This window comes from Shimia haliotis, from assembly GCF_900114415.1.
Taxonomy (GTDB): domain Bacteria; phylum Pseudomonadota; class Alphaproteobacteria; order Rhodobacterales; family Rhodobacteraceae; genus Shimia; species Shimia haliotis.
The window spans coordinates 870,321-893,459 of the sequence record NZ_FOSZ01000001.1 but is presented as its reverse complement, the minus strand read 5'-3'; the positions used below and the strand labels follow the sequence as shown (position 1 = coordinate 893,459).

The following is a 23,139-nucleotide window of genomic DNA, read 5'->3' as shown; positions in this document are numbered from 1 at the left end:
CTCCCTTAAGAAATACGGATACGTGGGTTGAGGTAGACGTAGCCGATATCCGATATCAGCTGTGTCACCAGCACCACAAAGACGGAAACCACCGAAACCGCGAGAAGCATTTCGATGTCGTTGTTGCCTGCCGCGGTCACGAGCTGCATGCCAAAACCGTTGTAGGCAAACAGGAACTCGACGATCACAACACCGTTCAACAGCCACGGGAACTGCAGCATGATGACGGTGAAGGGCGCGATCAGCGCGTTGCGCAATGCGTGCTTCATCACCACATTGCGGAAGCTGACACCCTTGAGGCGGGCGGTGCGGATGTATTGCGCGGTCATGACTTCGGCCATGGAGGCGCGGGTCATTCGGGCAATGTAGCCCATGCCATAAAGCGCGATGGTGATCACCGGCAGCGTGAAGTTGCGCAGGTTGGCGTCATCCATGGCGGATTTGGCCGTGCCTTTGAAAAGCGACTTGGCTTCGATCAGCCCCATGTCATGTAGCCACGGGCCCAGACCGTTGCGGGTAGAGGCCAGCAACGCGATGAAAATCACACCGGAGACATATTCGGGGGTGGACGTCGACAGGATGGATACGGTCGACAGTGAGCGGTCGGTGCGCGAGCCTTCTTTCATGCCGGCCAACACGCCGATGATGAGAGCAGAGGGCACCATAACCACCATGACCCAGAACATCAGCTTACCGGTATTGGCGAGGCGGGAGCCCAGCACGTCGGCGACAGGGGCCTTGGACACGGTGGAGAAGCCCCAATCGCCTTGCAGGATGCCGCAATAGCGTGGGGTGTCTTCTGGCGCGACGCCGGGGCGCACGCATTTGCCGACGATGCGACCGTCTTCAAGTTCTTTGGAGAAGCCGGGCATAACGCCGAGCCATTGCATATACTTGATCGGGGTGGCTTGCAGGTAACCGCGGTCGCCGAGATAGCTGTCGACGGCCTCTTCCGACATGCGGAAGTTCCCTTGTGTTTTGGCCAGCTTTTCCAGATTTGGATAAAGGTTGGTCATGAAGAAGACGATGTAAGTCAGGCAAAGTGCCGTGAGCAGCATCATCCCGAATCGCCGAAGGATGAAAAGTCCCATGTGCTCCCCTTGTCAGACGCATCCTTATAGGCCTGCGCCGGTTCCCTGTTGAGCCATCCGGCCCGTGGTCGGGAGCGGTGGCTTTGGCCGGCGTATGTCACCGGTCCGTTGGCTTGTGGTTCATTCGGGCACAGGTTGGGACGCCGCGTCAACGGCGGTGATCGTCATTCGAGGGTTTAAAAACGACATCGCCATGTCGAGTTTGGCCTTCGTAGGAGATGGGAGGCTGGGTCAGGGCGCGCGTTTTGAGGGGCGGGCCTGTTTGCGAATCTGGCTCGGGGGCGCGCCGAAATGTTGTTGACAGAAGCGGGTAAAATAGGCTGCGGAGCCGAAGCCGAGATCGCGGGCAATGATGCGCATAGGCCGGTCTGTGGTGATCAAAAGGAGCCGCGCTCTGTGTTGCACCAATTGTGAGAGCATGTCGGCCGCGGTGATGCCGGCCGATTGTTTGCACACGCGCGACAAGTGGGTGGGCGTCACGCCAAGCTGGTCGGCATACCAAGCCATCGAATGCCCTTCGGTGAAGTGCTTGGACAACAAATCGCCATAGGCGCGGGCCAATGTTTGCGCAGCTTTGGCGCGCGGCAGATCCCCGGCGGTGAGCAAATCACGGCGCAGTGTTACCGAGAGCAGTTGGGTGTGCGCAGTCAGCGCGTCTTCGATAAAGGGACGGTTTTCGTGCAGTTCACGGCGCAACGCATCGAGGATCGCGATGAATTCCAGTTGCTCGGTGCCGTCCTGAAGGCGCAAATGTTGCGCGCGGTCGGGGAAAGAAAACCGCTCATCCGCAGGGATCAGCGCGACCAGGCCCTGTACCTGAAGGCCCAGTTCAATGGACACCAGCTTGCCGGCGGGGGCAAAGATCGCGTTGTGGGTGCCAAAGCCCCGTCGCACGCCGTTGAGCAGCACACGCCCCTGACCGCGCGTTGTCCAGATCAGCAGGTGATGCGTGCGGACGTGCAGAAGTTCCAGCATCCATGGCGCACCTGCGGTGTGTTGAGCAATCGTATGCACCAGCGGCTGCGGCAAGGTTTGATGGGGCGCAGGGTGCAGATCACGCGCAGCACTGTGGCCTGAGTTTTGAGTAGGGACTTTCGGGCCGGCCATTGTCGACGCACGGGGTGGAGCCTTGGCCGAAGGCTTTGGAATCGCGGTGGTTTTTGGCGGTGGAGACGCCATTCCGCCAATGCCGGATTTTGTCATAAATGACGGTATTTTGACATTTTTTCCTGCCATAGCGGAGGTAGATGTCCACAATTGTCCGAAAATTGCAACTGTGATCTATCCTCAACTGAGGGGATGCCCTGTGCTTTCGGTTAGGTGTTGGGCGTGAATTTGACCCAATCCGCCATTTTTGAGCGAAACCAGGTGCGCTGGCGTTTGGCAAACTGGCGGGTGGCGATTGTGGCCGCTTCACGGGCCTGATCGAGAGACATGTCTCCGCGGAGGTGCGCGATCAATTCCGGTGCGCCGATGGCTTTCATCGACAACAGGTGTTCATCAAATAGGGGGAGGTTGGCGCGTGCCTCATCAAGAGCGCCAAGATCAAGCATCATATCAAACCGGCGCGCGATGCGGGCGTTGAGCCAGTCTTTGTCCACGTCAAAAACAATTGGCATCGTGTCTGCAAGCGGCAGAAGCGGCGCGGGAGTGTTGTCTTGCCAATCCGCAAGGGGGCGACCGGTGGCAGTCAGAACTTCCCAAGCGCGTTGAACACGCATCGGGTTTTGCGTGTCGATCCGGGCCGTTGTTTCCGCGTCAAGCTCGGCCAGAAGCGCTTGAAAGCCCTCGGCGGCGACTCGGGCATTGGCGGCTTCGCGCAATTCCGGCGGGGTGGCGGGGATGTCGGCAAGGCCCTGCGTGAGGGCGGTAAAATATAGGCCGGTGCCGCCTGTGATGATCGGACGCGGACCGGATGTGAGCAACGGGGCGACCTCGCGCAGCCAGTGGCCAACAGAGTATTCTGCGTCATAGGGGTGATGGCCGTAGAGAAGATGCGGCGCGCAGGCGAGGTCTTCGGCTGGGGGGCGGGCGGTCAAGACATCCCAGTTGTCATAGACCTGAATTGCGTCGGCATTGACCACGACACCGCCCTGTTCTTGGGCGATCTCAAGCGCCAGCGCGCTTTTGCCGGAAGCGGTGGGACCCGCGATAAGAATGGGTTGGTCGGGCGCGATGGCGGGCAGGGCGGTCATTCAGAAGTCCGGTGTGTGTTACGCAAAGGTGAAGATTTTGCAGGATAGGGGGCACTCTCGCATTGAACCTGCCCGCGTTTTCCGACATTTTGCATGCAATCCTAAATCTACCCTGCAAGGACATGCAACATGAGTGACGCTGCCGCCTCGAGTGACACGACCTTTAACCGTGTAATGATCAAGATCTCAGGGGAGGCGCTGATGGGGGATCAGGGCTATGGCCTGCACCCGCCAACCATCGAAAAAGTCGCTAAAGAGATTAAAACCGTCCATGAATTGGGGGTTGAGATATGTATGGTGATCGGTGGTGGCAACGTGTTCCGCGGTCTGTCCGGTGCCGCACAGGGTATGGAGCGCACCACAGCTGACTATATGGGGATGCTCGCTACGGTGATGAATGCGCTGGCTATGCAGAGCGCACTTGAGACACAAGGGGTGTTCACCCGTGTGATCAGTGCGATCCGTATGGACGAGGTGGCAGAGCCATATATTCGCCGCCGTGCGGTGCGCCACCTTGAGAAAAAGCGTGTGTGTATTTTTGCCGCCGGAACCGGCAACCCCTATTTCACCACAGACACCGCAGCGACCCTGCGGGCCAACGAGATGGCCTGTGAGGCGATCTTTATGGGCAAGAACGGTGTTGATGGCATCTATGACAAAGACCCGCAACAGTTTGACGACGCGGTGCGCTATGACGAGGTCAGCTATGACGAAGTGCTCGCCAAGCGCCTGAAGGTCATGGATGCGAGCGCGATTGCGCTGGCGCGGGATAACAACCTTCCGCTGATTGTGTTCAACATGGATGAACCAGGTGGGTTCCGCGGAATTCTGGCGGGACGCGGCACCTATACTAAAGTCAGCTAAGTCACGGCGCGCTGCGCGCGCGTTCGGGTGCGGTTTCCGATTTTTCCATCACGCATGGGTTAATTCCGGCTTGCGTGCATTGATGGCCAATCGGGGACTTCACCGCTGCGGCGCGGTGCTATACAACCGAAGGCAAGTCGCCTATGAGCTTGCGTGACGAGACAGTGAACGATCGAAAGAGCAGCAATGTCCGAAGAAGATATCGAAATTGACACCGATGACCTGAGCCGCCGCATGGAAGGCGCGATGGGGGCCCTGAAAACCGAATTCGCCTCGCTGCGTACGGGGCGGGCCTCAGCCAATATGCTGGAGCCGGTGATGGTGGAAGCCTACGGATCCAAAACTCCGATCAATCAGGTTGGCACCGTTAACGTGCCTGAGCCGCGCATGGTGACGATCAACGTTTGGGACAAATCGTTGGTTGGGGCCGTGGAGAAGGCGATCATGAATTCCGGCCTGGGCATCAATCCTCAGACCAACGGCACAATTGTGATGCTGCCGATCCCCGAACTCAACGAAGAGCGCCGCACCGAGCTGGCTCGTGTGGCTGCGCAATATGCCGAGCACGCCCGTGTGGCCGTGCGCAACGTGCGCCGCGACGGGATGGACCAGATCAAGAAAGCCAAGGCCGCCGGCATGTCGGAGGATGACCAGAAACTTTGGGAAACCGAAGTTCAGGAGTTGACCGACAGCTTCATTAAACAGGTCGATGGTGCGCTTGAGAACAAGCAAGCCGAGATTATGCAGGTCTGAGTATGGCAGACGACGGCATGCCTGTGTCCGGTCCACGTCACGTGGCCATCATTATGGACGGCAACGGTCGCTGGGCCCAGGCGCGCGGGCGGCCACGTCTGTTTGGGCACCACGCAGGTGCCAAACGCGTGAAGGAAATCGTGCGTGCCTGTCCTGATCTAGGTGTGAAGTATCTGACAATATTCGGGTTTTCTACGGAGAACTGGAAGCGGACGCAGTCAGAGGTCGCCGGGCTGATGAGCCTGTTTCGTCAATATATCCGTAAAGAAGCACGTGCCTTGCAGGCCGAGGGCGTGCGGGTGCGGTTCATTGGCGACCGTCCGCGACTTGACGCAAAGCTTCGGGAGCTGATGGACGAGCTTGAAGAGCTGACGAAGGACAACGAGGGCGTCAACCTGACGATTGCGTTGAACTATGGCGGTCGGGATGAGGTGGCGCGCGCCACGCGGCGGCTGGCGCAGGATGTTGCGGACGGCAAATTGAAACCCGAGGACGTGGGCGAGGAAACCTTGCCCAAATATCTCGATACCCGTGTGTTGCCTGATCCGGATCTGGTGATCCGCACCAGTGGAGAGGCGCGGATCTCGAACTTTTTGCTCTGGCAATCGGCCTATTCCGAATACGAGTTCATAGACACGCTTTGGCCTGACTTTTCACGGGACGTTTTCAGTGGGTTGGTGCAGTCCTACGGGACGCGCGATCGGCGATTCGGAGCGGTGTCTGCGTGAGTTCTGAAGGCGGAAAGTGGGGCGATCTGCCCGCGCGGATGGGATCTGCGGCGGTTTTGCTAACCGTAGGAGCCAGCGCGATCTGGCTTGGCGGGTTCTGGTTTCACGAATTTGTCGCGCTGATTGGCGGAGGCATGATTTGGGAATTGACGAGGCTTGTGGGAGGCGGTCCCAAAGTTTCGGTTCCTATGGGGATTTTGGCCGCAGTGGCCTTGGTGCTTGCGCCGATATTGCCGGGACAGGCTGTTTTGCCTGTGCTGTTGGCCGTGGTCCTGGCCGGCGTCAGTCAGATCAAGAAAGACCGTTTGATTTACGGCGCTTACGCCGCGGGTTTGATGCTCGCGTGTTTGGGATTGATTTTGCTTCGTGATGTGCGTGGCATCTATTGGGTTGTTTGGCTGGTGGTTGTCGTGGTGGCAACGGATGTGGCCGGATATTTTGCCGGACGTCTTATTGGCGGACCGAAATTCTGGCCAAAAGTCAGCCCGAAGAAAACTTGGGCTGGCACGACCGCGGGCTGGGTCGCAGCGGCAATTGTCGGGCTGATCTTTGGTGGGCCGCCTTTGGTTGTCCTCAGCGTGCTGACAAGCTTTGCCTCCCAGATGGGCGACGTTGCCGAAAGTGCAATCAAACGCCGGGCCGGCATCAAGGACAGCTCAAACCTGATCCCCGGGCACGGTGGATTGCTGGACCGGTTTGACGCGATGATGGCAGCAGCGTTGTTTGTGCTGTTGCTGGGGGCTGTGCTCGGGTTGCCAGCGGTATGAGAAAAGTATCCATTTTTGGGGCCACAGGATCGATTGGACAGAATACCATCGACCTGATCGCGCGGGATATGGCGTCCTATGCCGTGGTGGCGCTGAGTGGCGGACAGAACATCCAACAATTGGCCAAAGACGCGATCCGTTTGCGCGCGGACGTGGCGGTGACGGCGGATGAGGCGCGGCTGGAGGAGTTGCGCGCGGCATTGGCAGGATCCGGGGTTGAGGCCGCAGCAGGTGCCGAGGCCATCGCCGAAGCGGCGGCGCGACCTGCGGACTGGGTGATGAGCGCGATTGTCGGTGCAGCCGGGCTGCGACCGGGATTGGTGGCGTTGGAACAGGGCGCGACCTTGGCGCTGGCCAACAAGGAATCGCTGGTGACGGCGGGCGCGCTGATTATGGGGACAGCGGAGCGCTGTGGCGGGCAAATCCTGCCGGTGGATAGCGAACATTCTGCCGTCTTTCAGGGACTGGTCGGTGAGGACATGAGTGCCGTTGAGCGCATCATTATCACTGCAAGCGGCGGTGCGTTTCGGGACTGGTCGTTGGACGACATGGCCAAGGCAACGCCTGAACAGGCCAGCAGCCACCCGAATTGGAACATGGGGCAAAGGATCACAATCGACAGCGCATCCATGTTCAACAAAGCGCTGGAGGTTATTGAGACCAAAGAGTTTTTCCGATGCCCCCATGAGATGATCGAGGTGCTTGTTCATCCAGAATCCATGGTGCACGCGCTGGTCGGGTTCAACGACGGGGCGCTTATGGCCCATGTGGGTCCGCCGGATATGCGACACGCAATCGGGTATGCGCTTCACTATCCGGAACGGCAAAAGCTGCCGGTGGAACGGTTGGATCTTTCCAAGATCGGATCGCTGCATTTCCGAGATCCCGACCTCGAGCGTTATCCGGCGTTGCGTCTGGCCCATGAGGTGCTGGCGATGGGTGGTTTGGCGGGGGCGACTTTCAATGCCGCCAAGGAAATCGCTTTGGACGGATTTATCGATCATCGGATCGGATTTTTGCAGATGGCCGAGGTGGTTGAAGAAGTTTTGGAGCGTCTTAGCGCATCACAATGCCTTAAGAATGCCGAAATGACCCTTGATACGGTCACTGAAACAGACCATCTGGCCCGCAAGACGGCCCTTGAGGTCATTGCAGAACTGAACAGGTAGGACGCGCGCTTTGGATTTTTCCGCACTCATCTCCGGCTTTGGCGGCGGGGCTGTCACCATTTTGTCTTTCATCGCGGCGCTGTCGATTGTCGTGGCGATTCACGAATACGGCCATTACATCGTCGGCCGCTGGAGCGGGATTGGCGCAGATGTGTTCTCGATTGGATTTGGACCGATCCTGTGGTCACGCGTGGACAAACGCGGGATGCGCTGGCAGATCGCGGCCATTCCCTTGGGCGGTTATGTAAAGTTCAAAGGCGATGCCAACGCCGCGAGCGGCAAGGATGCCGACGCGATGGAGGGGCTGAACGAGACCGAGTTGCGCGCGACAATGCATGGGGCGCCCTTGTGGGCGCGTTCGGCCACAGTGGCTGCGGGACCAGTGTTCAACTTTATCTTGTCGATTTTCATGTTTGCCGCCGTGATAATGATCAGCGGGCAGGCGGGCGACAAGCTGGTGATTGGCAAGCTTTTTGAGATGCCTCAAAAATCCTATACCTTGCAAGAGGGCGATGAGGTGTTGTCGGTGAACGGCACACCGGTTCCGGTGGCCTCGGCGGGTGAGAGCTTTGGTGATTTCTGGAAAGACATGGAGATCGCCGATCCGCTGATCTATGAGGTAAAGCGGGACGGGGAGGTCATGGAAGTGACTGGTCCCTACTTCAACACACCGGTTGTACATACGATTGTGCCGCGTTCGGCGGCGCGGGCGGCTGGTCTTGAGGTCGGCGATGTGATCACTGCCGTGGATGGTACGCCGGTCGCGGCCTTTACACAGTTGCAGCAAGCGGTGGAAGGCAGCGAAGGCAGCACCTTGATGCTGGACGTGATCCGTAATGGCGAAACACTGCAGTTTGAACTGACGCCTAAGCGCTCTGATGAGCCGCAGGCAGAAGGTGGTTTCAAGACATTCTGGCGGATTGGCGTGACAGGTGGCTTGGCCTTTGAAATCGATGCAACAGAGTGGGTGGGCCTTGGTCCTGCTTTGAAGATCGGCGTGGAGCAAACCTGGCGCGTAGCCTCGGGCTCTGTGAGCGGGCTTTACCACATGCTGACCGGCGCGATCAGTTCGTGCAACCTTTCCGGCCCTGTTGGGATCGCAGAGACAGCGGGTGAAATGGCGTCGCGCGGCGGCACCAGCTTTTTCTGGTTTGTGGCGGTGATTTCGACAGCGATCGGTATGCTCAATTTGTTCCCGATCCCGATGCTGGATGGCGGACATCTGGTGTTTTACGCCTATGAGGCGGTGACCGGTAAGCCGCCGAGCGATAGCTGGCTGAATGTGTTGATGCAGGTCGGCCTTATGATGGTGTTGGGTTTGATGATGTTCGGGTTGATGAACGACCTGTTCCTGTGCCGCTAGGCGCGGCCGCGCCCTAATTTCGCCCCATTCGGTTGATAGCGTCGTCTCAGAGACCAAAGAACGGAACGGGCCGATGCACACGATCGAAGATGGATACAAAGCGCTTGGTTTGCTGATCGACATCAACTGGGAGCGGTTGTTGTTCCCCGCGGCCATTCTCGCTGGGCTTTCTTTGGGCTATTTCATCGGCTCCACTTTCGGACCTTTCTAAGACCGCAATTCCGCAGCGGTCCGCACACATCTACACAACATACTGTGGGCTGATATTCTCGCTCCACCATGACCTGTGGATAACTCTGTTGAGAGTTTATCCCACGAATTGCGCGGTTTGGTCTTTTGACAAGCGCTTTCAGACCCGTTAGTCACGTTTCAACAGGGATGTTCTGGAAGGGTTTGGGAATGACCAAACATACTGAAGCTTTGGCCATCGCCAAGGGCAGTGACTACGGACAAATTCGTAAGTTTTTTGTCGCCGTTTTTCTTTTGATTTCAGCGCTTTTTGTCGTTCTGCCGACGGTTGCATCAGCGCAAAGTTATAACTTCGGAAGCATCAGCGTCGAAGGCAACCAAAGGGTCGAATCTACGGCCATCATCACCTACGCGGGAATCGAGCGCGGCCAGCCGATCACAGGCGGGCAGTTGAACGCGGCTTATCAGCGGGTGCTTGACAGCGGCCTTTTTGAAACGGTCGAGATGGTGCCAACTGGCGGCACACTGGTGATCAAAGTACAAGAATATCCGACGATCAACCGTATCAACTTTGAAGGCAATGCGCGTCTTAAGGATGATGCGCTTGAGGCCGTCATCGAGAGCCAGTCACGCCGCGTGTTGAACCCGACCGTGGCGGAACGTGATGCGGCACGGATCACGCAAGCCTATTCGGAGCAGGGCCGTCTGGCCGCTCGTGTTGAGCCGCGCATCATCCGTCGCAGCGACAACCGCGCGGATCTGGTATTTGAGATTTTCGAAGGCGGCGTCACCGAAATCGAACGCCTTGGTTTTGTGGGCAACCAGAACTTTTCGGACCGCCGTTTGCGTCAGGTTCTTGAAACCAAGCAGGCCGGACTTTTGCGGGCTTTGTTCCGGTCGGACACCTTTGTTGAAGACCGCGTCGAATTCGACAAACAGGTTCTGCGCGATTTCTACTTGTCGCGGGGATATGTGGATTTCCGCATCACCGGTGTGAATGCGGAACTGAGCCGCGAACGCGACAGCTATTTCGTGACGTTCAATGTCGAGGAAGGTCAGCAGTTCACCTTTGGCGACATTACCGTGGTCAGCGAATTTGACGGCGTTGAAGCGCTGCCATATCTGGAGGCGCTGCGGTTGAAACCTGGCGTGACCTATTCTCCGACGCTGATAGAAAGCTCGATTTCCCGTCTAGAGAAAGTGGCGTTGCGGGCCGGAAATGATTTTCTGCGGGTTGATCCGCGCATCACCCGCAACGACCGTGATCTCGCGCTGAATGTCGAGTTCGCTCTGGTCAAAGGACCGCGCATTTTTGTTGAGCGCATCGACGTGGAAGGCAATACAACGACGCTCGACAAGGTGATCCGTCGCCAATTCCGGATTGTTGAGGGCGACCCGTTCAACCCGCGTGAAATCCGCGAAAGTGCGGAACGGATCCGGGCGCTTGGGTTCTTTGGCGATGTTCAGGTCAATGCCCGTGAAGGCACGGCGCCTGATCAGGTAATTGTCGACGTGGATGTTGTGGAACAACCGACAGGATCCTTGTCGTTCGGTGGTACATATTCGACGAACGACGGCTTTGGTCTGGTGGTGCGCTTTAACGAACGCAACTTCCTTGGCCGTGGTCAGCAGTTCGGGTTCTCCTTCTCGACGTCATCCGAAATCAAGGACTATGGTCTGTCGTTCCGCGAGCCTGCGTTCTTGGGACGTGATCTGTCTGCGGGTATCAATCTTTCCTATGTTGAGACAGAAAACAGCGACACGCGTTTCACAAATACGGTTGGCGAATTCAAACCGTCGGTGTTCTTCCCTGTGAGCGAATATGGTCGCGCGCAGTTGCGGTATACGCTGCAAAACACCTCGATGGAGATCAATTCCGGTGAAACGCAAGCGGGCTCGATCATTGATCAGGAGGCTGCGCGCGGTGATATTTGGAACAGCTCGGTTGGGTATTCCTATATCTATGACACGCGACGCAAGGGGCTGGACCCGAACCGCGGTGTGCTGCTTGAGTTTGCACAGGATTTTGGTGGAGTCGGCGGAGACTATCAGTTTATTCGAACCACTGGCAAAGCGATTGCGGAAACCAAAGTCTGGTACGAAGAAGTGACGTTGCGAGCCGTGTTTGAAGGTGGTGCGTTGATTTCACCGGACAATGACAGCCGTGTTGGCGACCGTTTTCAGCTGAACTCTCGGGTGATGCGCGGCTTTGATCCCTATGGCATCGGGCCTCGCGAACGTGCCGCGGACGGCAGCTTTGACGACGGGTTGGGTGGCAACTTCTATGCGGTTGCCCGCTTTGAAGCCGAATTCCCGCTTGGCATCCCTGAGGAGATCGGGATTTCCGGCGGTCTGTTCTACGACGTTGGTTCTCTTTGGGGGCTGGACGATGGTGTGAGCGGCACTGGGAATGTGCTTTATGACGACTTCTCGCTGCGCCACGTCATTGGTTTCTCTTTGTTCTGGGACACGCCGATTGGCCCGCTGCGGTTCAACTTCACCAAGGCACTCAAGAAAGAAACCTATGACCGTGAGCAGAACTTTGACTTCACGATCAGCGCAACGTTCTAAAACGGGATGCGCGGGTTTCTGAAAGCAATGGCTTTGACGGTGCTGGCAGGATTTGCCAGCGCCGTTTTTGCTGAGGAGCCTGCGGCGGTGTCACCGATTTTGGTGATTGAAAGCGACAGAATGTACACGGAGTCGTTGTTCGGGCAACGGGTGTCAGCCGAGCTTGCCCGCCTTCAGGCCGATCTGATTGCGCAGAATGCCAAAATGGAAGAATCACTGACGCAGGAAGAGCGCGACCTGACGGAAAAACGCAAGGTCATGGCCGCGGACGCCTTTGAGGTGTTGGCGCGGGAATTTGATGATCGGGTTGTCGGCATTCGAGCGGAGCAGGACGCAAAGTTTGCCCGCCTTGCAGATGTCAACGAACGCGAGCGCGCCGTGTTCATTCAGGCGGCTCGCCCGATACTGTCGGAACTGATGGCTGAAGCCGGCGCTGCGATTATTCTTGAGCGGCGCACCGTACTTGTGTCCAATGACAGCATCGACATCACACAAGAAGCCATCCGCCGGCTCAACAGCACCTTGGGAGAGGGCCGGCAGGTTCCAACGCCACAGGAATAATCCTGCAAAGCCGTGGACCGGCCGCTTGTACCTGTCAGCGAAAAAGTGTTGCTGCGCTTGCCCCGAAAGAGCGGGGTTGCTAGGAAACGTCAACTTTCAAGGATTTGTAGGAGCTGCTCATGTCTGACGATCTCAAGAGCGCCGATATCGGCCTGATCCAACGGATTATCCCACATCGCTATCCGTTTCTGCTGGTGGATAAGGTTGTCGATATCGACGGCTATCAAACGGCACGCGGCATCAAGAATGTCACCATGAACGAGCCGCATTTTCAGGGGCACTTTCCCTCCAAGCCCATCATGCCCGGTGTGACAATTGTGGAAGCGTTGGCGCAAACCTCTGCCGTGATGGTGGGCGTGGCCATGGATATGGCCGACAAGGATCTGCTGGTCTATTTCATGGGGATCGACAATTGCAAATTCCGTCGCATGGTGGTTCCGGGTGACGTGCTTGAGATGCAAGTGACAACGACCCGCGGCAAGCCTGGCGGAAAAGTCTGGAAGTTCCACGGCTTGGCAACGGTGGACGGCGAAGTGGCCTGTGAAGTCGACTTTACCGCGATGATGGACCTTCCGAAGGAGTGAGCCTTATGGCGATTGCCGCAAGTGCGCAGGTGCATGCGAGCGCCGTGATTGAAGACGGTGCTGTGATTGCAGAGGGCTGTGTCGTCGGCCCGTTCTGCGTGGTTGGGCCAAATGTCGTGTTGCAAAAAAACGTGGAACTCAAGAGCCACGTCGTTGTGACAGGACAATGTGAAATCGGAGAGGAAACGGTTGTGTTTTCATTCTCCGTGCTCGGAGAGATCCCGCAGGATTTGAAGTTTGGCGGGGAAGACAGCCGTTTGGTGATTGGTAAGCGCAATCGCATTCGCGAGCATGTGACCATGAATTCGGGCACCGAAGGGGGCGGATTGGTGACGCGCGTGGGCGATGACGGTCTGTTCATGGCCGGATGCCATATCGCCCATGACGCACAGATTGGCGATCGGGTGATTGTGGTGAACTCTGCCGCAGTGGCCGGTCACTGTGTGATTGAAGACGATGTGATCATTGGTGGGCTTTGTGGCATTCACCAATGGGTGCGTATTGGTCGTGGTGCCATCATCGGTGCGGTCAGTATGGTGACAAATGACGTTATTCCTTATGGCCTTGTTCAGGGCCCGCGCGGGGAATTGGATGGATTGAATCTGGTGGGACTGAAACGTCGGGGCGTGCCGCGTCCGGATATCACCGCGTTGCGCGCTGCGTTTCAGATGCTGGCGCAGGGCGAGGGGGCTTTTCAGGAACGCGCGCGGCGGTTGGGTGAGGAGACCGAGAGCGACTATGTTCAGGAAATCGTCAACTTTGTATTGGGCGACACGGATCGCTCATTTCTGACACCTCGATAAGGGCGGACCATGGGGAAACTGGCCATTCTGAGTGGCGGCGGTGCGCTGCCGGTTATGATCGCGCAGGCGCACCCTGAGGCGGTGCGTATTGTTTTTGAAGGCGTGGCGCACGAGATGCCGGAGCCGGTCGAGCTGCACAGCATCGCAAAAATGGGCGCTATCTGGCAGGCGTTGAAGGACGCGGGCGTGGACCGTGTGGTTTTTGCCGGCGGTTTGGGGCGTCCGGCGCTCAATCCAGCGGATATGGACGCGGGGATGATGTCGATTGCACCGCGACTTCTGACTGCGATGCAGCAGGGTGACGACGCGTTGTTGCGGCTGATCATTGCAGTCTTTGAGGAGCAGGGATTTGCTGTGGTCGGCGCGCATGAGGTGTTGCCGGATCTCTGTGCACCTGAGGGGATATTTGCCGGGCCGGAGCCGGACGACGTGGCCTTGAATGACGCAGAAAAGGCCAAAGAGGTTCTGGACGCGTTGGCACCCGTTGACGTGGGGCAGGGCGCTATTGTGGCGGCTGGCCTGTGCCTTGGCATTGAAACATTGCAGGGTACCGATGCGCTGCTTGGATTTGTGGCGCAGACTCCGGATCGGTTGCGACGTGGCAAAGGCGTTTTGGTCAAGGCTCCTAAGGCCGGACAGGATCTGCGCGTGGACATGCCTGCGATTGGGCCTGAGACGGTGCGCAATGCGGCCGCAGCGGGTTTGGCTGGCATTGTGGTGTCAGCGGGCAATGTGGTCTTGATTGATCAGCCAGCGCTTAAGGAGGCTCTGGACGAAACCGGCCTCTTTTTGCTCGGGCAGGTGATCTGATGAAGGTGTTTCTGGTCGCAGGCGAATTGTCCGGCGATCGGTTGGGCGGGGCCTTGATGGAAGGGCTGCGCGTGCTTGTTCCGGACGTGGAATTCGTTGGTGTCGGAGGGCCGCTGATGGCGGAGCAGGGGCTAGAGAGCCTGTTTCCGATGGATGAGCTGAGCGTGATGGGCATTGCTGAAGTGCTGCCCAAATACCGGCATTTGCTGGCTCGGATGCACCAGACCGCCAAGGCGGTTCTGGAAACGAAACCTGATGTGTTGATCACAATCGACAGTCCTGATTTCTGTTTGCGGGTTGCAAAAGAAGTCAGGAAAGTCAGCCACATTCGAACCGTTCACTACGTGGCGCCCTCTGTTTGGGCGTGGCGGCCCAAGCGCGCGGACAAGATGGCGAAGGTTGTCGATCAGGTGCTGGCGTTGTTGCCCTTTGAGCCGCCCTATATGGAGCGCGCAGGGGTGCGATGTGATTTTGTCGGGCATCCGGTGGTCAACGAGCCTGTTGCGAGCGCCGAAGATGTGGCGGCGTTTCGGGCAACCCACGCGATTGGTGATGCGCCGGTGATGCTGGTTTTGCCGGGGTCGCGGCGCTCTGAAGTGAACCGGTTGGCGGCCGCTTTTGGCGATGTCGCTGCGCGGGTGCAGGCGGACATACCTGATTTGCGAGTTGTTGTGCCGGCGGCTGCGCCAGTGGCCGAAATGGTGACAGAGATCACGGCCAGCTGGGAGCAACCGCCCCTCGTTCTTGATCCGCGTGACATGACACAGGACGCCGCACAGGTCGAAAAACGCGCAGCCTTTGCAGCAGCTGATGTGGCGCTGGCGGCGTCAGGCACGGTGTCGCTTGAGTTGGCGGCAGGTGGCACGCCGACGGTTATCGCCTATGACATGAGTTGGCTGAGCTGGCAGATCATGAGTCGGATGGCTTTGATTGATACAGTGACCTTGGTCAATCTGGTGACAGACACGCGCTTGATCCCCGAGTTCCTTGGACCGGCCTTTAAACCAGAAGACATTGCGCCCGCCGTTGTGGATGTACTGCGCAATCCCAAGGCGCAAAAAGATGTTATGGACCTGACCATGCAACGGCTGGGTCGCGGGGACGAGGCACCGGGTCTGCGTGCGGCGCGGGCTGTGCTGGACGGAATGGGGTGATCCATGGACGTCGTGAGTTTTGGAATTTCGGCGACTGTCGCGCATGCGCTCACCAACCTGGACAATCTGGCGATTATGTCGGGTCTGATGCTGGCCTCGGGCAGGTTGCGGGTGTTGTGCGCCTATTTGATAGCGCAAATGATTGTTCTGGGCGTGGCGCTGAGCCTCGGTGAAAATTTGGGAAATCAGGTGCCGCAATACACCGGTTACTTGGGGGTGATACCAATTCTCGTGGGGGTCGGCGCAATTTGGAACCGCATCCGTTTGCGTGAGGAGACAGAAAACGCTGCCGCAGAAAAAATGGGGAGTTTTGCCATTCTCGCGCTGTTTCTCAGCGTATCTGTGGACACATTCGCTGTTTTTGCACCGGCGATGGCGGACTCGGAGGATGCGTTCCGCCTTGCGGCCTTGGTGGGCGGCGCCCTGTCTGCTGGAGTTTTGGGCGTGACCGCGCTTGCCATGGGGCGGGTGTCAGGCGGCGTGTTGAACCGCCTGGTGAGGCTCGACACGTTGGCGCCATATGTGATGATCGCGGTCGGCCTTTATGTCCTGATCAACACCGGAACCGATGTGGCGGGCTGATCAGTAGCCGCGCCAAATCCAGCCACCGCCGAAAATGCGGGAGCTGTCGGTATCATAAAACACGCAGGCCTGACCTGGCGAAACACCTTCTTCGGGGGTCAGAAGTTCGACCTCGGCGGTGTCGGGGCCAAGCGGGCGAATGATGGCCTCACGCGGAGGGCGCGTAGAGCGCACTTTGACCGCAACGTGCCATTCCTCGCGACTGTCAAACGGTTCGTCACCCAACCAGTTGATCTCGCGTACAGGGATTGTGCGGGTCGAAAGCATCTCTTTGGGTCCGACGATGACCTGTTTGGCGTCGACGTCGAGTTTCACCACGTAAAGCGGCTCGCTAAGCCCGCCAATGCCAAGTCCGCGGCGCTGGCCGATTGTGTAGTGAATGACACCGTTGTGCTGACCACGCACATTGCCTTCGTGGTCGACAATCTCGCCAGGTTCCGCCGCGCCGGGGCGCAGTTTTTCGATCACGCTGGCATAATCACCGTTGGGCACAAAGCAGATGTCCTGACTGTCAGGCTTATCTGCGACAGAGAGGCCGTATTCGGCGGCCAGAGCGCGGGTGGCGTCTTTGTTGGGTAGGTGGCCTAGCGGGAAGCGCAGATAGTCCAGCTGCTCCGGCGTCGTGGAGAAGAGGAAATAGCTCTGGTCGCGCCGCGCGTCGCTGGCGGAATGCAACTCGGGGCCGTTCTCGCCGATCATGCGCTGAATGTAGTGGCCGGTGGCCATGCAGTCGGCGTCTAGATCCTTGGCGGTCTCCAGCAGGTCTTTGAACTTCACCCGCTCGTTGCAACGAATGCACGGCACAGGTGTTGCGCCCGCCAGATAGCTGTCGGCGAATTCGTCAATCACGGTTTCCTGAAAAATGTTCTCGTAGTCGAGAACGTAATGGGGAAAGCCTTTTTCCTCGGCAACGCGGCGGGCGTCGTGAATATCGATCCCCGCACAGCAAGCGCCTTTCTTGGCCAAGGCTGCGCCATGGTCATAGAGTTGCAGGGTCACGCCCACGACGTCGTAGCCTTCGTCCGCCAGTTTGGCAGCCACAACAGAACTGTCGACGCCACCGGACATGGCGACGACCACACGGGTTTCGGACGGGGGTTTGGCAAAGCCGAGGGAATTCAGCTTTGTCTCGCTGTCAAGCGCCATGGTGAGTCTCTCCGATCAGAAGTCGTCGAGAATATAGGAAAATCCTAACTACTCTCAAGGGGTCGTTTCACGCCTCATTAAGCCTGTTGCGGCACTCTCTCGCTTACCTGAGAGGATGTTTGTTATGTTTTTGAAGAAAGTAGAGGGGCCGCGATGCGTTACTTTGCCGGATGGCACGGTGATGACGCGCGCGGATTTGCCCCAGGCCGACACGCGGCGATGGGTGGCATCACGCAAGGCTGCCGTCGTTAAAGGCGTGGTTTATGGATTGATCAATCAAAAGGAGGCACTGGAAATTTATGGCCTCAGCGAGGAGGAGTTTGAACAGTGGGTCAAGGCGGTTACAAAGCATGGCCTTGACGCGCTAAAGGCGACCACTGTGCAGAAGTATCGTCAAAAACTCGCAGACGACGAGGGGAGGTCATCGCACTGAATCCCGCTTTTAGGAGGATTTTTGCTTGTTTTGACAGAGACCTGAGCAAATAAGTGCCGCTTTTTTGCGAATTCCCGTCAAACGTGTAAAGCTAATGGTGTCGGTGTTGGCAAATTTCGTTAACGACCCACGTTAGTAACGGCAGGTTAACCTTTCTTAGCCATGGTTAACTGGCAACCCTCCTGAAGTAAGGAATTAGAAATGCGAGTTTTGTTGGTTGAGGACGACCCGACGACATCGAAAAGCATTGAAATGATGCTGACGCACGCGAACCTGAATGTGTATTCCACCGATCTGGGCGAAGAAGGCATCGACCTTGCCAAGCTCTATGACTACGACCTGATTCTTTTGGATCTGGGTTTGCCGGACATGACAGGTCACGAAGTTTTGCGCCAATTGCGCACGTCGCGCGTTGATACGCCGATCCTGATCCTGTCAGGCGCGGATGACACCGAGAGCAAGCTGAAAGGCTTTGGTTACGGTGCGGATGACTATCTGACCAAGCCATTCCATCGTGAAGAACTGGTGGCGCGTATCCACGCCATTATCCGCCGGTCCAAAGGTCATTCGCAGAGTGTGATCCGCACGGGTCTTGTTTCGGTCAACCTGGACGCAAAGACAGTGGAAGTCGAAGGCAAGCCTGTGCATTTGACTGGCAAAGAGTATCAGATGCTGGAACTGCTGAGCCTGCGCAAAGGCACCACGTTGACCAAGGAAATGTTCCTGAACCACCTTTATGGCGGTATGGACGAACCGGAACTCAAAATCATCGACGTCTTCATTTGCAAGCTGCGCAAGAAGCTGTCTGAGGCGACCGGTGGCGAGAACTATATCGAGACTGTTTGGGGCCGTGGCTATGTGCTGCGCGATCCGGAGCCTGCGGTTTCCGGCGAGACCGTCGCGCTGACCGCATAAGCGGCTTGAGGTCGGAAACGGGCGGGCCTATCACTTAGGAGGGTAGATAGGAGTCGCCGGTGACTGACGCGCTGACAGTGAGCGAAATGACAAAAGAGCAGGCGCGCCTAGAGCTGGCGCGCCTTGCTGCGTTTCTGGGCCAGGCAAACACTGCGTATCACGGCGCGGATGCGCCGGAGATTTCTGATGCGGAGTATGACGCGGCTAAACGGCGAAACGCCGAGATTGAAACGCGGTTTCCCGATCTGAAACGGGCTGACAGTCCGAGCGATCAAGTGGGCGCAACACCGTCCGAGGGCTTTGGGAAAATCACCCATGTGGTGCCGATGCTGAGCCTTGGAAATGCGTTTGAAGACGGGGACGTCAGCGACTTTGACGACCGGATACGAAAATATCTCAATATGTTGCCGCGTGACACCTTGCGGTTCACAGCGGAGCCGAAAATCGATGGGCTGAGCCTGTCGTTGCGCTATGAGAGCGGAACGCTGGTCTATGCCGCGACACGCGGCGATGGCGAGACTGGCGAGAATGTCACCGAAAACGCCAAGACAATTGCGGATGTTCCACAGGTGCTTGAGGGCGCTCCGGAAGTTCTTGAGGTGCGTGGTGAGGTTTACATGAGCCACGCCGACTTTGCGGCGTTGAATGCACGGATTGTGGAAAAGAACATCAAGCTGGAAGCGGACGGGAAAAAGCCGCAGACGGTCTTTGCCAACCCGCGCAATGCGGCGGCGGGCAGTTTGCGGCAACTTGATCCAACGGTGACGCGGGAGCGGCCTTTGAGGTTTTTTGCCTATGCCTGGGGTGATCTCTCGGAGCCTTTGGCGGACACCCAAATGGGCGCGATTGAGCGGCTGGCGGCGCTTGGGTTTGTGACTAATGACCTAACCAAGCTGTGCGACGGGCCTGCGGAGTTGGTGGCGCATTATCGGGATATTGAAGAACAACGCGCGTCGCTGGGTTATGATATCGATGGCGTGGTTTACAAAGTCGACGATCTGACACTTCAGACGCGGTTGGGGTTCCGCTCGACCACGCCGCGATGGGCAATTGCGCATAAGTTTCCCGCAGAGCTGGCGTGGACGCGACTTGAGGGTATCGACATTCAGGTTGGCCGCACCGGCGCGCTGAGCCCTGTGGCGCGGTTGCAACCGGTGACGGTGGGCGGCGTGGTGGTGTCCAATGCGACGTTGCACAATGAGGATTACATCGCAGGACGCGACAGCAAGGGCGAAGAAATCCGCGACGGCAAGGACATTCGCGTCGGCGATTGGGTGCAGGTGTACCGCGCGGGGGATGTGATCCCTAAGGTGGCCGACGTGGACTTGAAGAAGCGCCCTGAGGACGCGGTGCCGTATTTGTTGCCGGATGCATGCCCCGAGTGTGGCAGTGCGGCGGAGCGCGAAGAGGGCGACGCTGTGCGCTATTGCACCGGTGGTTTGATCTGCCCGGCGCAAGCGATTGAAAAGCTGAAGCATTTCGTAGCGCGCAAAGCGCTTGATATCGAAGGATTGGGCGCGAAACAGATTGAGATGTTCTTTGAGGATGAACAGCTGCCGATCAGGACGCCGGCGGACATTTTCACGCTGGCGGAGCGGGACGGTGCGAACCTGACCAAGCTGAAGAACCGCAAGGGGTTCAAGGACAAGAGCGTGGCGAACCTTTTCGCGGCGATTGAAGCAAAACGCGAGATTGCGTTCGGGCGGCTTCTCTTTGGGCTTGGCATTCGACACATCGGGGAAACAGCGGCCAAGGATTTGGCGCAGCATTTCCTGACATGGGAGAAGTTGGCGGCAGCCGCAGAGGCGGCGCGGCCTGCGGCGCTGGCGTGGCGGGCGGCGGATGCGGCCGAGGAGGCCGAGCGGATTGCGGCCAAGAAAGAACGCCGGCGCGGGCGCATCAAGGAAGCGCGGGATGCGGCGGCAGCGAAGGTGGATGCGCCGTTTGTGGCGCGGCAGGCGTGGGATGATCTGACCGATATCGACGGGATCGGCGCGGCTGTTGCGCTTTCGCTGACGGATGCTTTTGCGAACGCGCAGGAGCGGGCGGAAATTGACCGGTTGGTTGCGATGCTGACGATTGAGGCACCGCAGGCGGCGGCAACCGAAAGCCCCGTGGCAGGAAAAACGGTGGTGTTCACCGGCAAGCTGGAAAAGATGACGCGAGATGAGGCCAAAGTGCGCGCAGAAAGTCTTGGTGCGAAGGTTTCGGGGTCTGTGAGCGGCAAGACGGACATTCTTGTGGCTGGTCCGGGCGCGGGGTCGAAAGCGAAGAAGGCAGCTGATTTAGGTGTTCTGACAATTGATGAAGATGCGTGGCTGGAGTTGATCGCGGGGCTATGAGCGGACGGCCGGAAATCCTTTTCCCGCTGTTTGCGGATCTGACCACGCTGGATGGTGTGGGGCCGAAAACGGCGCAACACCTTGGGCAGATTGATGTTGAAAGGCCGCGTGATCTGTTGTTTTCGCTGCCTTACTCTGGCATCGACCGCGCGCTGAAAATCAGTGTGAACGAGGCGGAATTGCCGGATACTGTCACGGTGCAGGTTCTGGTGGCCAAGCATCAGCCCGCGCGCAATCGCGGCGGTGCGTATCGGATCACCGTGCAGGATGCGTTGACCTCGTTTCAGTTGGTGTTTTTCCATGCGCGGGGCGATTACCTGAAAAAGGTGCTGCCCGAAGGGGAGCGACGCGTGGTGAGCGGTAAGGTCGAGATTTTCGACAACATCGCTCAGATGGTGCATCCCGAATACATCGTGAAGCCCAATGAGGCCGACGGCATTCCGGCGTTTGAACCTGTGTATCCGCTGACCCATGGGGTGACGCAGAAGACCATGGTCAAAGGGGTGCGATCCGCGCTGGAGCGGGCGCCGGAACTGGCTGAATGGATTGATCCGGGCCAGAAAGACAAAGCCAAGTGGCCGCATTGGCGCGAGGCGATGGAGCAGGTGCATTTGCCGACATCGTTGGCGGAGGTGACGCCGGCCCATCCTGCGCGGGAGCGGTTGGCCTATGACGAGTTTTTTGCGCATCAGCTGACGTTGGCGCTGGCGAGGGCGCAGTTGCAGCGGGCCAAGGGCGTGATTTCTGAACAAACCGGTGCATTGCAGGCCAAAGTACGGGCGGCACTGCCATTTGCGCCAACAGGCGCGCAGGAGCGGGCGGTTGAAGCTATCGCGCGGGATATGGCGCAGCCCACGCGCATGAACCGATTGCTTCAGGGTGATGTGGGCGCGGGCAAAACTCTGGTGGCATTCATGGCTCTGTTGGTCGCGGTGGAGGCAGGCGGGCAGGGCGTGATGATGGCGCCAACGGAGATTCTGGCGCGACAGCATATGCAAGGGTTGAAGCCCTTGGCCGAAAGCGCTGGCGTGGTGTTGGAGATCCTGACCGGGCGCGACAAGGGCAAAGAGCGGGCTGCGAAGCTGGAAGCGCTGGCCCGCGGCGACATTCATGTGCTGGTCGGCACCCATGCCGTGTTCCAGCAGGATGTACAGTTTGCGGACTTGCGGTTGGCGATCATTGACGAACAGCACCGGTTTGGTGTGCGTCAACGGCTGGAGCTGGGCAAGAAAGGCGCGGGGGCGGATGTGCTGGTGATGACGGCGACGCCGATTCCGCGGTCACTCTCGCTGGCGCAATATGGCGATATGGATGTGTCCATTCTGGATGAAAAGCCACCCGGACGACAGCCGATCACCACGGCTTTGGTGAGCACGGGCCGCATGGAAGAGGTGGTCGCGCATCTGCGCAAGGCGGTGGCCGAGGGCAAGCAGGCCTATTGGGTGTGTCCGTTGGTGGAGGAAAGCGAGAACGTCGATTTCACGGCCGCTGAGGAGCGGTTCAAGCATTTGCGTGCAGCGCTTGGCGAGGGTGTGGTTGGGCTGGTGCACGGACAGATGCCGCCAGCGGAGAAAGACGCGGCGATGGCGGCGTTTCAACGCGCGGAGACACAGGTTTTGGTGGCGACGACGGTGATCGAGGTGGGCGTGGATGTGCCCAATGCAACGATCATGGTGATCGAGCGGGCCGAGATTTTCGGTTTGGCACAATTGCATCAGCTGCGCGGGCGTGTCGGGCGGGGCACGCAGGCCTCGACGTGCCTACTGATGTATCAGGCACCCCTGAGTGAGAGTGGTCAAAAGCGGCTGACGGTTCTGCGCGAAAGCGAAGACGGGTTTGTGATTGCCGAAACAGATCTTGCCATGCGTGGGGCGGGCGATCTGATCGGAACGGCGCAGTCGGGGCTGCCGAGGTTCAGAATCGCGGACATGGAATCACAGGCCAACCTGATGGCGGTGGCGCAAAGTGATGCGCGCAAACTACTAAATGATGATCCTACGCTGCGAAGTGACCGAGGCGAAGCGGCGCGTGTTCTTTTGTGGTTGATGGAGCAGGATCAGGCGATCCGTTTGATTTCAGTGGGTTAGCCGCTTTCGTTCCCATTTGTTCACCAATGTTC

Annotated in this window: 22 protein-coding genes; 18 read left to right on the top strand and 4 right to left on the bottom strand. The window is 58.2% G+C overall.

All coding sequences use genetic code 11. The annotated features are described in order from the left end of the window. Positions 1 to 5 precede the first annotated feature (5 nt). The 3 genes from BM069_RS04410 to miaA all read right to left on the bottom strand — a co-directional run bounded on the left by BM069_RS04410 (position 6) and on the right by miaA (position 3,286). On the bottom strand, positions 6 to 1,091 hold the full coding sequence (locus tag BM069_RS04410; RefSeq protein ID WP_093320708.1) for an ABC transporter permease: 1,086 nt from the start codon (positions 1,089 to 1,091) through the stop codon (positions 6 to 8). 231 nt (positions 1,092 to 1,322) lie between these two features. Then, positions 1,323 to 2,105: a helix-turn-helix transcriptional regulator gene (locus BM069_RS04405; protein ID WP_170846673.1), complete on the bottom strand. Its 783-nt coding sequence runs from the start codon at positions 2,103 to 2,105 to the stop codon at positions 1,323 to 1,325. Between the two features lie 302 nt (positions 2,106 to 2,407). Beyond that, entirely contained in the window at positions 2,408 to 3,286 is an 879-nt protein-coding gene (gene miaA / locus BM069_RS04400; RefSeq protein ID WP_093320703.1) for a tRNA (adenosine(37)-N6)-dimethylallyltransferase MiaA, read from the bottom strand. Between the two features lie 129 nt (positions 3,287 to 3,415). Between miaA and pyrH the strand changes: the two genes are divergently transcribed. The 14 genes from pyrH to BM069_RS04335 all read left to right on the top strand — a co-directional run bounded on the left by pyrH (position 3,416) and on the right by BM069_RS04335 (position 16,184). Beyond that, the gene (gene pyrH, locus BM069_RS04395; RefSeq protein ID WP_093320700.1) at positions 3,416 to 4,150 is read left to right on the top strand and encodes a UMP kinase; all 735 of its coding nucleotides are present in this window, start codon (positions 3,416 to 3,418) and stop codon (positions 4,148 to 4,150) included. A gap of 186 nt (positions 4,151 to 4,336) precedes the next feature. Beyond that, on the top strand, positions 4,337 to 4,903 hold the full coding sequence (frr, locus tag BM069_RS04390; RefSeq protein WP_093320698.1) for a ribosome recycling factor: 567 nt from the start codon (positions 4,337 to 4,339) through the stop codon (positions 4,901 to 4,903). A gap of 2 nt (positions 4,904 to 4,905) precedes the next feature. Then, positions 4,906 to 5,631, top strand: a complete 726-nt coding sequence (locus BM069_RS04385; protein WP_093320695.1) for an undecaprenyl pyrophosphate synthase — start codon at positions 4,906 to 4,908, stop codon at positions 5,629 to 5,631. Continuing rightward, a complete protein-coding gene (locus tag BM069_RS04380; RefSeq protein WP_244503525.1) occupies positions 5,628 to 6,398 on the top strand; it encodes a phosphatidate cytidylyltransferase in 771 nt (256 codons plus the stop codon). The genes BM069_RS04385 and BM069_RS04380 overlap by 4 nt, the downstream gene beginning before the upstream one ends. Next, complete coding sequence (dxr, locus tag BM069_RS04375; protein ID WP_093320689.1) at positions 6,395 to 7,567, top strand: 1-deoxy-D-xylulose-5-phosphate reductoisomerase; 1,173 nt, start codon at positions 6,395 to 6,397, stop codon at positions 7,565 to 7,567. The genes BM069_RS04380 and dxr overlap by 4 nt, the downstream gene beginning before the upstream one ends. 10 nt (positions 7,568 to 7,577) lie before the next feature. Further along, positions 7,578 to 8,930: an RIP metalloprotease RseP gene (gene rseP, locus BM069_RS04370; RefSeq protein WP_093320686.1), complete on the top strand. Its 1,353-nt coding sequence runs from the start codon at positions 7,578 to 7,580 to the stop codon at positions 8,928 to 8,930. 73 nt (positions 8,931 to 9,003) lie between these two features. Then, positions 9,004 to 9,141, top strand: coding sequence for a hypothetical protein (locus BM069_RS19760; RefSeq protein ID WP_170846672.1), 138 nt, complete (start codon positions 9,004 to 9,006; stop codon positions 9,139 to 9,141). Between the two features lie 188 nt (positions 9,142 to 9,329). Continuing rightward, entirely contained in the window at positions 9,330 to 11,690 is a 2,361-nt protein-coding gene (gene bamA / locus BM069_RS04365) for an outer membrane protein assembly factor BamA (protein ID WP_093320682.1), read from the top strand. Between the two features lie 27 nt (positions 11,691 to 11,717). Beyond that, positions 11,718 to 12,251, top strand: a complete 534-nt coding sequence (locus BM069_RS04360) for an OmpH/Skp family outer membrane protein (protein ID WP_170846671.1) — start codon at positions 11,718 to 11,720, stop codon at positions 12,249 to 12,251. 119 nt (positions 12,252 to 12,370) lie between these two features. Then, positions 12,371 to 12,835 carry a 3-hydroxyacyl-ACP dehydratase FabZ gene (fabZ, locus tag BM069_RS04355; RefSeq protein ID WP_093320677.1) on the top strand — a complete coding sequence of 155 codons (465 nt, stop codon included), beginning with the start codon at positions 12,371 to 12,373 and terminating at the stop codon, positions 12,833 to 12,835. Between the two features lie 5 nt (positions 12,836 to 12,840). Then, the gene (lpxA, locus tag BM069_RS04350; RefSeq protein WP_093320674.1) at positions 12,841 to 13,638 is read left to right on the top strand and encodes an acyl-ACP--UDP-N-acetylglucosamine O-acyltransferase; all 798 of its coding nucleotides are present in this window, start codon (positions 12,841 to 12,843) and stop codon (positions 13,636 to 13,638) included. Between the two features lie 9 nt (positions 13,639 to 13,647). Further along, positions 13,648 to 14,448, top strand: a complete 801-nt coding sequence (locus BM069_RS04345; protein WP_093320670.1) for an LpxI family protein — start codon at positions 13,648 to 13,650, stop codon at positions 14,446 to 14,448. Further along, on the top strand, positions 14,448 to 15,602 hold the full coding sequence (gene lpxB / locus BM069_RS04340) for a lipid-A-disaccharide synthase (protein ID WP_093320668.1): 1,155 nt from the start codon (positions 14,448 to 14,450) through the stop codon (positions 15,600 to 15,602). Before BM069_RS04345 ends, lpxB begins: the two co-directional genes overlap by 1 nt. 3 nt (positions 15,603 to 15,605) lie before the next feature. Beyond that, a complete protein-coding gene (locus BM069_RS04335; RefSeq protein WP_093320664.1) occupies positions 15,606 to 16,184 on the top strand; it encodes a hypothetical protein in 579 nt (192 codons plus the stop codon). On the opposite strand, the gene mnmA is transcribed toward BM069_RS04335, so the two are convergent. Continuing rightward, complete coding sequence (gene mnmA / locus BM069_RS04330; RefSeq protein WP_093320662.1) at positions 16,185 to 17,330, bottom strand: tRNA 2-thiouridine(34) synthase MnmA; 1,146 nt, start codon at positions 17,328 to 17,330, stop codon at positions 16,185 to 16,187. A gap of 124 nt (positions 17,331 to 17,454) precedes the next feature. On the opposite strand from mnmA, the gene sciP reads away from it, so the two are divergent. The 4 genes from sciP to recG all read left to right on the top strand — a co-directional run bounded on the left by sciP (position 17,455) and on the right by recG (position 23,107). Next, positions 17,455 to 17,763 carry a CtrA inhibitor SciP gene (sciP, locus tag BM069_RS04325; RefSeq protein ID WP_093321346.1) on the top strand — a complete coding sequence of 103 codons (309 nt, stop codon included), beginning with the start codon at positions 17,455 to 17,457 and terminating at the stop codon, positions 17,761 to 17,763. Positions 17,764 to 17,964: 201 nt separating this feature from the next. Then, positions 17,965 to 18,678 (top strand): response regulator transcription factor CtrA, encoded by a 714-nt coding sequence (gene ctrA, locus BM069_RS04320; protein ID WP_093320659.1) that lies wholly within the window; start codon positions 17,965 to 17,967, stop codon positions 18,676 to 18,678. 86 nt (positions 18,679 to 18,764) lie between these two features. Continuing rightward, positions 18,765 to 21,020, top strand: a complete 2,256-nt coding sequence (gene ligA / locus BM069_RS04315; protein ID WP_093321343.1) for an NAD-dependent DNA ligase LigA — start codon at positions 18,765 to 18,767, stop codon at positions 21,018 to 21,020. Further along, positions 21,017 to 23,107, top strand: a complete 2,091-nt coding sequence (gene recG / locus BM069_RS04310) for an ATP-dependent DNA helicase RecG (RefSeq protein ID WP_093320657.1) — start codon at positions 21,017 to 21,019, stop codon at positions 23,105 to 23,107. The genes ligA and recG overlap by 4 nt, the downstream gene beginning before the upstream one ends. Positions 23,108 to 23,139: the final 32 nt, after the last annotated feature.

What these genes read in the sequence shown, in the direction of transcription:
- dxr (WP_093320689.1), top strand. Translation starts at nt 6,395, where the DNA reads ATGAGAAAAGTATCCATTTTTGGGGCCACAGGATCGATTGGACAGAAT.
- ctrA (WP_093320659.1), top strand. Translation starts at nt 17,965, where the DNA reads ATGCGAGTTTTGTTGGTTGAGGACGACCCGACGACATCGAAAAGCATT.
- lpxB (WP_093320668.1), top strand. Translation starts at nt 14,448, where the DNA reads ATGAAGGTGTTTCTGGTCGCAGGCGAATTGTCCGGCGATCGGTTGGGC.
- BM069_RS04345 (WP_093320670.1), top strand. Translation starts at nt 13,648, where the DNA reads ATGGGGAAACTGGCCATTCTGAGTGGCGGCGGTGCGCTGCCGGTTATG.
- miaA (WP_093320703.1), bottom strand. Translation starts at nt 3,286, where the DNA reads ATGACCGCCCTGCCCGCCATCGCGCCCGACCAACCCATTCTTATCGCG.
- bamA (WP_093320682.1), top strand. Translation starts at nt 9,330, where the DNA reads ATGACCAAACATACTGAAGCTTTGGCCATCGCCAAGGGCAGTGACTAC.
- recG (WP_093320657.1), top strand. Translation starts at nt 21,017, where the DNA reads ATGAGCGGACGGCCGGAAATCCTTTTCCCGCTGTTTGCGGATCTGACC.
- mnmA (WP_093320662.1), bottom strand. Translation starts at nt 17,330, where the DNA reads ATGGCGCTTGACAGCGAGACAAAGCTGAATTCCCTCGGCTTTGCCAAA.
- BM069_RS04410 (WP_093320708.1), bottom strand. Translation starts at nt 1,091, where the DNA reads ATGGGACTTTTCATCCTTCGGCGATTCGGGATGATGCTGCTCACGGCA.
- ligA (WP_093321343.1), top strand. Translation starts at nt 18,765, where the DNA reads ATGACAAAAGAGCAGGCGCGCCTAGAGCTGGCGCGCCTTGCTGCGTTT.
- lpxA (WP_093320674.1), top strand. Translation starts at nt 12,841, where the DNA reads ATGGCGATTGCCGCAAGTGCGCAGGTGCATGCGAGCGCCGTGATTGAA.
- BM069_RS19760 (WP_170846672.1), top strand. Translation starts at nt 9,004, where the DNA reads ATGCACACGATCGAAGATGGATACAAAGCGCTTGGTTTGCTGATCGAC.
- BM069_RS04335 (WP_093320664.1), top strand. Translation starts at nt 15,606, where the DNA reads ATGGACGTCGTGAGTTTTGGAATTTCGGCGACTGTCGCGCATGCGCTC.
- frr (WP_093320698.1), top strand. Translation starts at nt 4,337, where the DNA reads ATGTCCGAAGAAGATATCGAAATTGACACCGATGACCTGAGCCGCCGC.
- pyrH (WP_093320700.1), top strand. Translation starts at nt 3,416, where the DNA reads ATGAGTGACGCTGCCGCCTCGAGTGACACGACCTTTAACCGTGTAATG.
- fabZ (WP_093320677.1), top strand. Translation starts at nt 12,371, where the DNA reads ATGTCTGACGATCTCAAGAGCGCCGATATCGGCCTGATCCAACGGATT.
- sciP (WP_093321346.1), top strand. Translation starts at nt 17,455, where the DNA reads ATGTTTTTGAAGAAAGTAGAGGGGCCGCGATGCGTTACTTTGCCGGAT.
- BM069_RS04360 (WP_170846671.1), top strand. Translation starts at nt 11,718, where the DNA reads ATGGCTTTGACGGTGCTGGCAGGATTTGCCAGCGCCGTTTTTGCTGAG.
- BM069_RS04385 (WP_093320695.1), top strand. Translation starts at nt 4,906, where the DNA reads ATGGCAGACGACGGCATGCCTGTGTCCGGTCCACGTCACGTGGCCATC.